At 50.0% G+C, this 516-nt stretch carries 1 protein-coding gene; it reads right to left on the minus strand.

The genetic code is table 11. From position 1 onward, the window contains the following. Window positions 1–516: hypothetical protein (locus ACTHUT_RS21705; protein ID WP_440419883.1), on the minus strand; the 516-nt coding region annotated here is incomplete at both ends.

Raw genomic sequence — 516 nt, forward strand, 5'->3', positions numbered from 1 at the left:
TGTTGTGGTTGGTGTTTGTTTGTTTGGGTGTGGGGGTTGGTTTTGGGTGGGTTTTTTTGTTGGTGTGGTTTGGGTTGGTTTTGGGTGTGTGTGTGTTTTTTGTGTTGTTGGTGTTGGTGGTGGGGGTGGGGGTGGTGGGGTTGTTTTGGGGGTTGGTGGAGGAGGTTTTGTGGGGGTTTGTGGTGTGTTGGTTGGTTTTGTGGTTGTTGGGTGTGGTGTGTTTGGGGGGGTGGTGGGGGTTTGTTTTGGGTTGGGTTGTGTTTTTGGTGGTGGTTGTGGTTTGGGGGGTGGGGGTTTGTGTTGTTGTTTTTTTGGTTGTGTGGTTGGTTTTGGGGGTGGGTGTTGTTTGTTTGGGGGTTGTGTTTTTTGTTGTTTTTGGTGGTGGGTTGGTGGTGGGGTGTGTGTTGGTGTGTGGTTTGGTTTGGTTTGTTGGGGTGTGGGGGTGTATTGTGGTTCGTTTGTTGGGTTTTTGTGGGTTGGTGTTGTTGGTGTGGTTTGTGTTTTTGGGGGTGTTGT

The sequence above is a fragment of the Neisseria sp. P0022.S010 genome, from assembly GCF_051956635.1.